Origin of the sequence: Streptomyces sp. AC555_RSS877 (assembly GCF_019049245.1) — a bacterium.
Classification (GTDB): Bacteria; Actinomycetota; Actinomycetes; order Streptomycetales; family Streptomycetaceae; genus Streptomyces.
In genome coordinates, this window is the sequence record NZ_JAGMUK010000006.1 from 1 (window position 1) to 11,568 (window position 11,568).

The 11,568-nt window shown below is 68.7% G+C and carries 7 protein-coding genes and 1 pseudogene; 2 read left to right on the forward strand and 6 right to left on the reverse strand.

Going from position 1 to position 11,568, the window contains the following annotated elements:
• A pseudogene (locus KUM49_RS03820) lies at positions 1-290 on the reverse strand (hypothetical protein); the annotation flags it as partial.
• 479 nt (positions 291-769) lie between these two features.
• Here KUM49_RS03820 and KUM49_RS03825 point away from each other — a divergent pair.
• Positions 770-973, forward strand: coding sequence for a hypothetical protein (locus tag KUM49_RS03825; protein ID WP_217235238.1), 204 nt, complete (start codon positions 770-772; stop codon positions 971-973).
• An 80-nt stretch (positions 974-1,053) separates the two neighbouring features.
• Here KUM49_RS03825 and KUM49_RS03830 read toward each other — a convergent pair whose 3' ends face one another.
• The 4 genes from KUM49_RS03830 to KUM49_RS03845 form a co-directional block, all read right to left on the reverse strand.
• Complete coding sequence (locus tag KUM49_RS03830) at positions 1,054-2,154, reverse strand: ParB/RepB/Spo0J family partition protein (protein WP_217235239.1); 1,101 nt, start codon at positions 2,152-2,154, stop codon at positions 1,054-1,056.
• The gene (locus KUM49_RS03835) at positions 2,151-3,299 is read right to left on the reverse strand and encodes a ParA family protein (protein WP_217235240.1); all 1,149 of its coding nucleotides are present in this window, start codon (positions 3,297-3,299) and stop codon (positions 2,151-2,153) included. The genes KUM49_RS03830 and KUM49_RS03835 overlap by 4 nt, the downstream gene beginning before the upstream one ends.
• 330 nt (positions 3,300-3,629) lie before the next feature.
• Positions 3,630-6,134: a tetratricopeptide repeat protein gene (locus KUM49_RS03840; protein WP_254400706.1), complete on the reverse strand. Its 2,505-nt coding sequence runs from the start codon at positions 6,132-6,134 to the stop codon at positions 3,630-3,632.
• A gap of 404 nt (positions 6,135-6,538) precedes the next feature.
• On the reverse strand, positions 6,539-10,168 hold the full coding sequence (locus KUM49_RS03845) for a tetratricopeptide repeat protein (RefSeq protein WP_217235241.1): 3,630 nt from the start codon (positions 10,166-10,168) through the stop codon (positions 6,539-6,541).
• 154 nt (positions 10,169-10,322) lie between these two features.
• Between KUM49_RS03845 and KUM49_RS03850 the strand changes: the two genes are divergently transcribed.
• The gene (locus tag KUM49_RS03850) at positions 10,323-10,697 is read left to right on the forward strand and encodes a hypothetical protein (protein ID WP_217235242.1); all 375 of its coding nucleotides are present in this window, start codon (positions 10,323-10,325) and stop codon (positions 10,695-10,697) included.
• Between the two features lie 326 nt (positions 10,698-11,023).
• Here KUM49_RS03850 and KUM49_RS03855 read toward each other — a convergent pair.
• Positions 11,024-11,568: tetratricopeptide repeat protein (locus KUM49_RS03855; RefSeq protein WP_217235243.1), on the reverse strand; the 545-nt coding region annotated here is incomplete at its 5' end.

Genomic DNA, 11,568 nt, shown 5'->3' on the forward strand with positions numbered 1-11,568 from the left:
TCGACGCGTCGTTCCGGGTAGGCCCGCGCCTCCCAACGGATCTCAAGCGCCGCCAGGAAGAGGCGTACGTAGTGGAAGAGGGGCACGCGGCCCCGCTCAGCACGCAGCTCGTTGCGGTGGTTCATCATCTCCTCGACGCGCCATTCATCCCCCTCGGGAAGAAGGGCACCGATCAGGCGGAGCCGCGGGCCGACCCGGTTCCCCGCCCTGCGGACTGCGAGTACCGCTTTCAACGCCTTGAACGGATGGAGTACCGCTTCGAGGCGCTCCACCCGCTTCTCATACGACATGGCGGCGCGTACTCGTCGCCTTTGGCGCCACGGGAGGCCCCTCCGCTCTGCGGGGCTAGGTTTGCGCCGTCTGTGGCCGTGCAGGTCGAGCCACACCTCGGCCACTGCTCCAGCCAGAGCGATGGCAGCACCCACCACGCCCGCCCATTCCAGGAACATCTACTGCCCCGCGCCCGGAGAAGGTGTCGGTTTCGTGCCGAGGCGACGTGATCGCCTGCTGTACGCGTCCGCGATGGCGACTCGGGCCTGTTCGGCGCCATTGGTGATGAACTTGCAGTAACGCCGGCGCGGTCTGGACGGCCGCCCGAGGGCGGGGGCCATTCGGGGGCCACTCGTACTCATGCGCGCAGTCTAGCCATGATTGCCACTCAGCTCTACCTAGCTTGACGTGAGAGAAGGAAGGGCGTATCCCTTATCTCTACCTAGCATGACGTGTGTGGGGATCGGCGCCCCGGGGTGGGTGGCAGAGAGGACGTCGCATGATTGAGCGGGAGCTGACCGGAGCGGCCACCGACGGTTCGGGGGACGCCCAGGAGGGCTGGGACTTCCGGCTGGACCGTACGGGACTGATGGTGGCAGCAGGGCGGTACCTGCAACTGCGCGTATCACTCGGACTGCTGTTCATCATCATCGGCCTGGTCGCCGGTTGGGGCACCGTCCAGATGGACTGGCTGCCTCTGTAAAGCATCTGAACCCTGGCACAGGAAGGCCGGGCTTCCCGCGATCATTGCGGGAAGCCCGGCCTTCCTGTGCGTTTCCTGCCTCAGACTGGCTGCTCCTGCTGGGGCAACTCCTGCAGCAGCGCGCTGTATGCGTCAGGATGCTGCTCGCGCAAGATCCTCAGCCACACCCGCGCGCCTTCAGCGAAGACCCTTGGTTCCATCTTCAGATGCAGGTGGGTGACCACGGAGAAGGCATCGTCGTACGGCAACCGCTTCGGCTGGCTGGTCTCCCCTTGCTCCGTCGCATCTGTGCCCGGGACGGCATCGTGGGTGGGGGCCTTAACCGGGTTAAGGCCTGCCGCAGACGTCTCCCCTTCGACGGATGCCTGGTGGGGCACGCCGGTGCTTGCGGCCGCTGGCGCTGGCGTACCGCTCCCATCCGAGGCGGCGGCCTTACCGCGGGGCTTGCGAGGGGCCTTAACCCGGTTAAGAGCTTTGGACGCCTCGGTGCGCTGCTGATCCTTGGGCAGACGTCCGATACGGCGCCCGTCCTTGACCGACAGCTCTTTCGACTCCACCTTCTCCTGCAGGTCTTCAGGGAGCTCAAGGAGAGCGAGACGCTGGGAGACCCAGGCGCCGGACTTCCCCAGACGCTGGGCGACCTTCTCCTGCGTGCCGTGCTTGGCGAGCAGCTCCTGAATCGCTCGGGCCTGATCGAGCGGCGGCACATCCACCCTGTGAACGTTGGCGATCAGCGCGGCCTCCAGGAGGTCCGCCGCAGTTGCTGCGAGGTCGTCGTTGACGTCGATCCGCAGCTCTTCGAGGCCCGCCAGATGGGCGGCGGCCAGACGACGGTTGCCGTCGATGACGACGTACTCGGCTTCCCCGAGCGCGTCTTCCTGCCCGGGATGCGCCGCCATAAAGGCAGCTCGCCGCGCCACGGTCACGGGCTGGATCTGCCCTTTGGCCCGCAAGGAATCCGCGGTTTCTTCGATGTTGGTGAGTTCTTCGCGCGGGTTGAACGGGTTGTGCGCCAGCAGCCTCAGCTCTACTGCGGCCGGGGGCCTCTTGCCTTCCCCGTTCATGATCTGCGATCGCGTACGGACGCGCCGGGGCGGTTGCTCTCCGCTAGACGCACCCTCCTCAATGCTGAAGCCGCGCGTGACCCGCTGCTGGCCGTCCCTCTTGCTGGTGTCCCTCATACCGCCAGTTCCTTCGCCAGGTCGCGCATCGCCTGCGCATGCTCACTGTTGGGTGCGTACTCAAGCAGCGGGATCTCGCCGTCAGCGGCCTCGCGGCCTTCCTTCAGGTCGCCGATCACCGCCAGGACGGGCGGGGAGCTGCTCTTCTCCCACTCATCCTTGTTCTCCTTCACGAGCTTGCCGCGGCGGCTGTCGTACGCGTTGATGATCAGACCCAGGTAGTCGACCTGGATCCGGCCCTTCGCGCACAAGTCGTCCTTCTGGGACTTCAACAGGCGGAAGGCGCGGTGGGATGCCTTGTTGGCCCAGACCGGGGTGATGAGGCCCGACCGGTCAGCGAGTTCACCCTCACGGCGGCGCACGTAGTACAGGGCCGTGTCCATGTTCAGACCGAGGCTGGGCGGGCCGTCGATGATGATGACGTCGTAGTCCTCTTCCAGCGGCTCCAGAGCACGCTCCAAAGCGGCCTCACTGAAGCTCACCTTGGACAGGGCGACGTCGCGGAGGAACGCGTCGTCGGAGGCAGGAAGCAGATGCAGCCGCTCGCCGAAGCGCTCCTGGTCCAAGGCAACCAGCAGGTCGTGGATGTCGCCCTTCGCGGTGCCATCCATGTGCATCATCAGCGTCTCAACGTCGTCCTCGTACATGAGGTCTTCGAAGCCGAGCTCGGCAGTGAGGTGCCCTTGCGGGTCGTAGTCAACGATCAGGACGCGTCGGCCGGCCTCGGCGAGAGCCTGCGCCATGCCGGAAGAGATGAACGTCTTGCCGACGCCGCCTTTCTGGTTGGCCACTATGACCCGCACGACCGGCTGCGACACCAACGGGGTCGTAGGGGAGGGGTGGTTGCTGAGCCACAGAGTCAACGCCTGCGCGAGCCCCTGCACGTAGGTGATGCCGCGCTGCGAGCAGACGGCCTTGAACTCATCAGGGCCGCCGACAGGGAGGAACGTCCCCCAGGTCTTGGCTCCCTCGGTGTCGACTTCGGGGATGCCATCGGCTTCGTACCAGGCCTTGATGGCATGCTCGGTCGCGTCCTGGATGTCCATTCCGTGCTCAAAGGCGCGGATCTTCAGATGCCTGCGCAGCTTGGGAGTGAGAGCAGTGATTAGCTTCTCTCGCTCTCCTCTGGGGCTCGGGATGCTCATGCGGCCGAACTTTACTAGGTCTGCCGTGCAGTGAGGCTGAAGAGGACCCAGACGTCACCTGTTGAGACTGGCGGAGCGGACGTATCGCTGGGGAAGCCGGAGACCGCCAAGGACGGGTGAGCACCGAAATGGCGCTGCCGCAGCGGGCGTGGACGCATTGCTTGAGCAGATCCGGCGGCGCCAACGGTGCACCCGCCTCCGAAACCGCCGCAGGCCGTCGCCGACCCTCAGATCCGGCCGCCTCGGTGTCTCCCTGACCGAGCCTCATCGAAGAGACCGAGCCAGCTCCGACACACCTGCCATCGGATGCGGTCGGTGAAGGGCGGTGAGTCACGAGCGGGCACGCCGCCACCTCGACCAGCTCCGGGTTCGCGAAGCACGTACGGCTGCGGCCTGGGCGTGGGCGAGGTTGTTGCGGCTGCTGAGCGTGTGGGGATGGTCGGGTCCGAGGATGCGCTGGCGGTCGGTGAGGTTCTGTTGGTGGAGGTCGGCGGCTTCTTGGTGGTGTCCGAGGTCATTGAGGGTGGTGGCGAGGTTGTTGCGGCTCATGAGGGTGATGGGGTGGTGGGGTCCGAGGACGCGTTCGCGGTCGGTGAGGTTCTGTCGGTGGAGGTCGGCGGCTTCTTGGTGGTGTCCGAGGTCATTGAGGGCGGCGGCGAGGTTGTTGCGGCTCATGAGGGTGTCGGGGTGGTGGGGTCCGAGGATGCGCTGGCGGTCGGTGAGGTTCTGTCGGTGGAGGTCGGCGGCTTCTTGGTGATGTCCGAGGTCATTGAGGGTGGTGGCGAGGTTGCTGCGGCTGGTGAAGGTGGCGGGGTGGTCGGGTCCGAGGACGCGCTCGCTGGCGGCGAGCTCCTCACGGTGGAGGCCGGCGGCTTCTTGGTGGTGTCCGAGGTCGCTGAGGATGGTGGCGAGGTTGTTGCGGCTGGTGAGGGTGTCGGGGTGGTCGGGTCCGAGGACGCGCTCGCTGGCGGCGAGCTCCTCACGGGCGAGGTCGGCGGCTTCTTGGTGGTATCCGAGGTCGTGGAGTGCGTTGGCGAGGTTGCTGCGGCTGGTGAGGGTGTCGGGGTGGTCGGGTCCGAGGACGCGCTGGCGGTCGGTGAGGTTCTGTCGGTGGAGGTCGGCGGCTTCTTGGTGGTGTCCGAGGTCGCTGAGGGTGGTGGCGAGGTTGTTGCGGCTGGCGAGGGTGTCGGGGTGGTCGGGTCCGAGGTGGAGGGTCTCGGCGGCCAGAACGTGTTGATGCAGTAAGCGCCTTTCGGCCGCTGCGCCGGCAGCCCCGAGGGTCTCCGCCAGGCGGTCGAGTGTGTCGCGTGCGCTGGTGAAGTCGGCGTCGGGCGCGCGGTCCAGGAGGGATGGGAGGTGGGGGGTGAGGAGGCGTGCGGTGGGCCACCCTGCACGTTGGGCGTCGATGGTGTCGTTGACGGCCTGCGTGAGATGGGTGTCGAGGGCGGTGTACCAGCGGCCTGGGTCTGGGTCGGTGAGGGCCATGACTTCACGGATCAGCGGATGCAGAACCACCTGCCCGACCTGAACTCGCCGGTCGGTGCCTGCTGTCGCTGGGGTGTGCGTGGCGAGGAGTCCGTATTGGTGCAGTCCGGCGAGGGCGGCGTCGAGTTCGGCGGCGGTGACGGGGTGCCCGGTGGCGTCGGCGAGGAGGGCCGGGGTGATCAGAGTGCGGGGGATGGGGGCGGCCTCGAGGACGGCCAGGAGATGCATGAGCGGGCGGGCGAGGGTGTAGCCGTCGGTGTGGAGCTGTTTCAAGGACACATCGAAGGTGTGGCGGACGACGGTTCGGGCCACGTCCGGATCGGCGGCCTGGGGGTGTTCGGCGCCGATGAGGTCACCGAATTCCCGGTCCAACGCTTGGAGGTAGGCAGTGAAGGTGGTGTAGCGGCTGGTGGGGGAGGCCAGGTAACGGCTGGCGGCCTCGAGGGCGAGGGGCAGGCCGCCCAGCCGGGTTCCCAGAACCTCGGCTTCGGTAGCGGTGCCGGCGGTGGGTGAGCTGTCGCAGAGGACGGTGCCAGCCGCGGCGGGGCTGAGGGGTTCCAGGTGCAAGAGGTGGGCGCGAGGCCCCCAGGTGGCGGGAGAGGTGTCCCGGCTGGTGACCAGGAGCAGTCCGGCGCCGTCAGGACGCAGCCAGCCCCGGTAGGCGGCCAGCGGATCGCTGCCAGGACCGATGCGCCGGGGGGTGTCGACGTTGTCAACGACGATGACCCAGCCCTTGGTTGCTGCCAGGTGTTCCCACACCGCATCGACCAGGATCGCCCGTCCAGCCTGTGCTTCGCGCAGGCGGGCCTCACCCAGCCCCAGGGCCTGCGCGATGCGGGTGAGATCGTCGGCGAGCCGGCCGGGATCGTCCTGCCAGCGCACCCAAAACACCGCTCGCCCGGATACTTCCGCCTCGTGTGCGGTCTGTGCGGCCAGAGTCGTCTTGCCCAGACCGCCCGTCCCGCAGACCACCACCAGCCCACCCGCCCGGCCTAACGCGAGCCGGCGCAGGGTAGCCAGTTCTTCGTCCCGGCCGCGCACTTGAACCCGCAGACGCGGTGCCCGGTAGGACGGGTGGGAAGCTGCCGCACTCACCCACTGCCGGTCCGGGCCCGCGCTGTCGGACCCGCTATCGGAGGCGGGGGAGCGCAGCACATACAGGGAGACCAGCAAGCCGAGGACGCCGGCGACGCCGCCGACGACGCTGGACGTCTGATCCGCCTTGTCCAGCCCGAAATGAGCAACCGTCCACACGATCAGGCCCACGACACCGGCCGCCACCGGCGCCAGCAGCAGCCGCGCCAGCACCCACATCCATCGGCGCCGCCCCACCTGCACGCGCATCCTCATACCCGCAGCTCCCCGCCCCTGTTCCCGACCTAGACCGAGCATCCCCAAGACCCTGTGCCACCGCGCCAGACTGTGATTTTCGGTACGCAGCCGTGACGGCACGGCACGGTCGGCTCAGGTTCGCCAGCTCGCGGTGCGGACGCTGGAGAGACGGCCGCCTCCCGCCGGTACAGGCCCAAGCGGGGAGGCGGAGACGACCGATTAAGCCTCTGAGCGCTATGGAAAAGGCGACGAAGTGGGCGGGCCACTCTGCAGCGAGCCGGGCCGCGCCGTTGCAGCCGGCCCTGGAGACGCTCGAACGCGAGCCGTTCGGACTCCCACACGATCAGCTCGCCGTTTATGTGAGTCGCCGCTCGTGTCTCATGCAAAGCCCATGTCGTGGGGGGTGATGTGCATCTCTTGTGTCACCACCTCTTTAGCTGCTGGCGGCAGGAGGCCGCCTGCCGGACCATCCCGATCTGCTCATACAGCGCGGCTGCCTCTGCCAGGGTGTGGCGCCCGGTCCTCATATCGCCGCGCTGGCGGGCGGCGTACGCCAGGAGCTGCAGGGCGGTGGCTTCTCCGCGCCGGTTGCCGAGGGTGCGGTGGATGGTGAGGGCCTGGTTGGCGAGTTCCTCGACCCGGCCAGGTACGCCGCGCAGGCGGGCGGCATCCGCCAGGAGTCCAAGGGTATTGGCTTCTTCGCGCCGGTTGCCGAGGGTGCGGTGGATGGCGAGGATCTGGTTGGCGAGTTCCTCGACCCGGCCGGGGTCGTTGCGCCCGAGGGCGGCGCCGGCCAGCAGCCCCAGGGCGAGGGCTTCTCCGTCCCGGTTGCCGAGGGTGCGGTGGATGGTGAGGGCCTGGTTGGCGCGTTCCTCGACCCGGCCGGGGTCGTCGCGCAGGTAAGCGGCGTCTGCGAGGAGCCCCAGGCTGCTGGCTTCTCCGCGCCGGTTGCCGAGGGTGCGGTGGAGGGCGAGGGCCTGGTTGGCGCGTTCCTCGGCCCTGTTGAGGTCGCCGCGCTGGAGGGCGGCGTCTGCGAGGAGCACCAGGCTGCTGGCTTCTCCGTCCCGGTTGCCGAGGGTGCGGTGGAGGGCGAGGGCCTGGTTGGCGAGTTCCTCGACCCTGTTGAGGTCGGTGCGCTGGAGGGCGGCGTACGCCAGGAGCTGCAGGGCGGTGGCTTCTCCGCGCCGGTTGCCGAGGGTGCGGTGGATGGCGAGGGCCTGGATGGCGAGTTCCTCGACCCGGCCGGGTACGCCGCGCTGGAGGGCGGCGTACGCCAGGAGCTGCAGGGCGGTGGCTTCTCCGTCCCGGTTGCCGAGGGTGCGGTGGATGGCGAGGGCCTGGATGGCGAGTTCCTCGACCCGGCCGGGGTCTCTGCGCAGGCGGGCGGCGCCGGCCAGCAGCTCCACGGCGCTGGCTTCTCCGCGCCGGTTGCCGAGGGTGCGGTGGATGGCGAGGGCCTGGTTGGCGAGTTCCTCGACCCGGTCGAGGTCGGCGCGCTCGGCAGCGGCTTCCGCCAGCAGCCCAAGGACGGTGGCTTCCCCATGCCGGTCGCCGATGGCACGGTAGACGGTGAGGGCGGCCGCTGGATCGCGGGAAGCGATGGCCTGTGAGTGCAACTGAGAGTGGTTGAGCTGAGCGGCGAGACCCTCCGCAGCGGCACGTTGCCTGGCGGCGAGTTCGCGCTGGCGGGCTGATTCGGTGCGCTCCGTGAGAGACATGCTGGTCGTCGGCGCGGCGGATGCCGCAGCAACAGTGACCTCTTGAATGGGCGACTGACGTCCGATGCTCGATGGTGCCCACATTGCTCGGCGGTCGGCGAGGTTGCCATCGGTCAGAAGCAGCCGGACCAGACAGCCCTGGTCGGGGCAGCGGCGGGCTGCGGTGAGGCCCTGGCGAATGTGTTGGCGGGCCTGCTCCAAATCCCAGGAGCTGTAAGCGATGAGGGCCAGGACGTCGTGAGCGAGGGCTGTGTGATGGTCGCTGGTCTTCGGCTGTTCCAGAATGTGGAGGGCATAGGCGGCAGCCTCGTCATGGTCGCCCAGAGCGTAAGCGGTACGGGTACGCAGGAGGAGCATGTCGCCAGGCAGGGAGCAGGGCAGCGGGTACGCGGACAGCGCCTCCGCGACTGCGGCTGCGAGCGTGCCAGTGTCCACCTCGCCAAGGGCCTCGTTTGTGATGGGGTCGGTCTGGCCTGCGGGAGATGCTTCGGGGAGTGCTGCGAGGAGTGTGCGGGCCCGGGGTGCGTCGCCGGTTGCCAGCACGGCTTCAGCGAGAGCTGCCCGAAGCGCATAGCTGGCACCGTCGGCGGTTGTTCCACGCTGCGTCCCCTCCAACGTGTCTGACCCGTGTGTGTGCGGTGTGGTTGCGGTGGTCCAGTGGGTGACGGCGTCCTGGTAGCGGGGCCGCTTCCAGGCGGCGTGGCCGGCGAGGCGGGCCGCTGTGCGGACGGCTTCACTGTGGCCGTCAAGGGACCCATAGAGGGCGAGAGCCCGTTCGGCGTGGTGTTGCGCGGCGGGATAGCGGGCGCGCTGGAAGTCCAGCAGGCTGCTAGCCAGGTGAGCGTCCGCGAAGACCGCGGACAGCGTGTCCGAAGGGCCCGGGACGGCTAGGGCGGCGTCGGCCAGCGCCTGGATCCGCAGAGTGTCCAGCGGCTGGGTACCCATTGCGCGGGTCAGGTGGGCGGTCCACACGGCGCTGTGCCGGTTATCGCCGGTGGCGAAGCGGTGGTGGGCAGCACGCAAGGACCACCGGTCGTCTACGGCGAGGGCTTCGTGGTATTCGGCGGCCGCGCGGTGCAGGGCCGGAAGGATGCGTTTCGGCGGCGGTTGCCGTGCGTCGTGATCGCGCGCCGCCTCCAGGAGCCAGCCGCGCAGAACGGTGTGCACCCGCCACTGACCGGTACCTGCGTCTAGGGAACGGATGTAGGAGCTGTGCTCCAGGCGGGCGAAGGCATCTCGGTCCGCCGTACCGTTCGAGCCGCCGTCGCGTGCCACAGCTAGCAGGGCGTCAGGGGTGAAGATTTCCAGGACGGCGGCGGCGTGCAGCAGGCGCAAGGTGCCGTCACTGATCCGCTCCAGGACGTGGCTGCGCAGCCATGCCCTGCGGGCCGGACCTGCCTGCTCCGCCAGGCCGGCGATCAGCTCCCCGAACGCGGACGCCGGGTCGTGGCCGTCGGTGAGGTGTCCGGTGAGGATGTCCATGAGCCAGCTGATCTCGACGGGAAGCCCTCCCGCGGCACCGGTCACCGCCACCGCGGCCCGGGCATCGACGGACTGGCCACGGCGGGCGAGGTACCTGCCGGTGTCCTCGGGCGCCCACGGCTCCAGCTCCACCCGGACGATTCGGCCGCGGTCACGGCCGTCGGCTGCGACCGACGCAGGGGCGGTGGTGCCAGCGAGCACCACACGAAGTTCCGGCATCTGGTCCAGCAACTTCTCAAGGACGGTGACGAACCAGTTGGCGACACCGTATGGGCGCCCGGGGCGGGGTTGCTCGGCGGTGACGTCGTCGAAGTAGGCCAGCAGCTCGCTGGTGTCGACCAGCAGCAGCAGCCGGCGCCGCCGCACCGCGCGGGCCACCTCCACCAACTGGCCGGTCCACTGCCCCCGCCGCTCGCCCTGCGTGAGTGCACCGGCGGACACCTGGACAGGGGAGTGGCTGATACGGCCACCGAACCCGGCCCATTGCCGCACATTGACCCGCCACGGCCGCACGCCGCCGATCGCCGCCGCCTTCTGCCGCAGCCAGCGCCTGCGCCACCACGGCCCCGCCGCGGCCAACCGGCCACCGACCAGGCGCAGCAGCTCCAGCGCGGCCTCCTCCCCGCCCTCGGCCCGCGCCACCATCCCCGACACCAGCACCTCGGCGTCGACCACCGCGCACGCCCAGCGGTCCGGCGGCCGCGCAACCAGGCGAGCCAGCACGGTGGACTTGCCCATCCCCGACACACCCGTCAGCACCAGGACCCGTCCCGTACCGCCCTCGGCAACCAGAGCGTCAACAGCCCTCAGCGCTGCATCACGGTCGGTGAACAGCTCCCCGACATCCCCCATGCCCACCTCAGACCGCGTATCTCTCACCCGAACAGCTCCTATGCCGCTAATCTGACATAAAGCCAGATGCTGCAGAGGGTGAACCGCTAGGAAAGCGACCTTCTGACAGCTCGACGGCGACGGCACGAGGCGGAAGGCCACCATGGCGACAACGATGCAGAAGACTGTGGCCGTCGGAGGCGTCCTCACCACGATCGCGACCGGTGTGGTCACCAACCAGATCACCGATCAGTGGAGTTGGACCTGGGCCGCAGCCCTGGCCGTTCTCGCCGCCGCCGGAGCCTGGCTGGCGCTCCTGGCACTCGCCAGCGGCCCGTCTGCCAGCCGTTCTCGGCACCGCGTCCGTGCCGACCACAACGGCCGTGTCGAGGCATCCGGAGCTACCGGCCGCGACGGAGCCGTTATCGAACAGACCGCGACCCGGGGCGGAACCATTACCGGATCCCCCGTCACCGCCCGCAGCGCCGACGTCGAACAGACCACCGACAATGGCGGCCAGATCACCGATTCCCCCAGTGACATCCGGTAGCCTCCCCTCGGGCAGCCGCTCCATCCAGCGCCGTAGCATCCGGCAACTGCGCGGCCTCGCCTAGATCTCTGGGAACGATGCCACCAGGTCCGTGCCCCTCCGTGAGCGCAGCACGATGTGCCCTGCCTCCACCGAGACCAGGGCCCGCCCCCCGTCCCACTTCGGTTATGCGCTGTTGAGTTGTCCGCAGATACTCGCACGGGTATTTCGATCATCAGCTGACAGTGCTTCTTCGCCTCAGCTGAGATCTCGCTCGGTTGCGCAGACAGAAGTCATCTGGGGAGATTCGGTCCGGACAGGGTGCCCCGCTGTAGCTACGGGTGGATTCAAGGGTGGCTCAGGGCAGGTACCGGTGGAGTCCATGGGTCGGCTATGGATCTCTCGGGTTCCCAGCCGTACCGTTCAAGCTGCCGGGCGTCATTGCGTCGTCCGAATCGCACCAGGCAATCAACCGCGCCGATCAGAGCCATCGGGTCGCCCTCATCGGCGGCGCGCTCGAACCAGGGCAGTGCCTTTTCCAGCCGACCCGCGTCCACCAGGTGCCTGGCCGCCGTTGACAGAGCACCGGTGTCGCCCTCATCGGCGGCGCGCTCGAACCAGGGCAGTGCCTTTTCCAGCCGACCCGCGTCCACTAGGTGCTTGGCCGCCGTTGACAGAGCATGGGTGTCGCCCTCATCGGCGGCGCGCTCGAACCAGGGCAACGCCTCTTCCAGCCGACCCGCGTCCACCAGATACTCGGCCCCCGTCCGCAGAGCATGGGTGTCGCCTGCGGCGGCGGCGCGCTCGAACCAGGGCAACGCCTCTTCCAGCCGACCCGCGTCCACCAGGTGCTTGGCCGCCGTTTCCAGAGGATAGGGATCTACCAGAGACC

Bases quoted from the DNA above. Each gene is read 5' to 3' on its own strand.
- KUM49_RS03825 (WP_217235238.1), top strand. From the start codon at position 770: ATGATTGAGCGGGAGCTGACCGGAGCGGCCACCGACGGTTCGGGGGAC.
- KUM49_RS03830 (WP_217235239.1), bottom strand. From the start codon at position 2,154: ATGAGGGACACCAGCAAGAGGGACGGCCAGCAGCGGGTCACGCGCGGC.
- KUM49_RS03835 (WP_217235240.1), bottom strand. From the start codon at position 3,299: ATGAGCATCCCGAGCCCCAGAGGAGAGCGAGAGAAGCTAATCACTGCT.
- KUM49_RS03840 (WP_254400706.1), bottom strand. From the start codon at position 6,134: ATGAGGATGCGCGTGCAGGTGGGGCGGCGCCGATGGATGTGGGTGCTG.
- KUM49_RS03845 (WP_217235241.1), bottom strand. From the start codon at position 10,168: ATGGGGGATGTCGGGGAGCTGTTCACCGACCGTGATGCAGCGCTGAGG.
- KUM49_RS03850 (WP_217235242.1), top strand. From the start codon at position 10,323: ATGCAGAAGACTGTGGCCGTCGGAGGCGTCCTCACCACGATCGCGACC.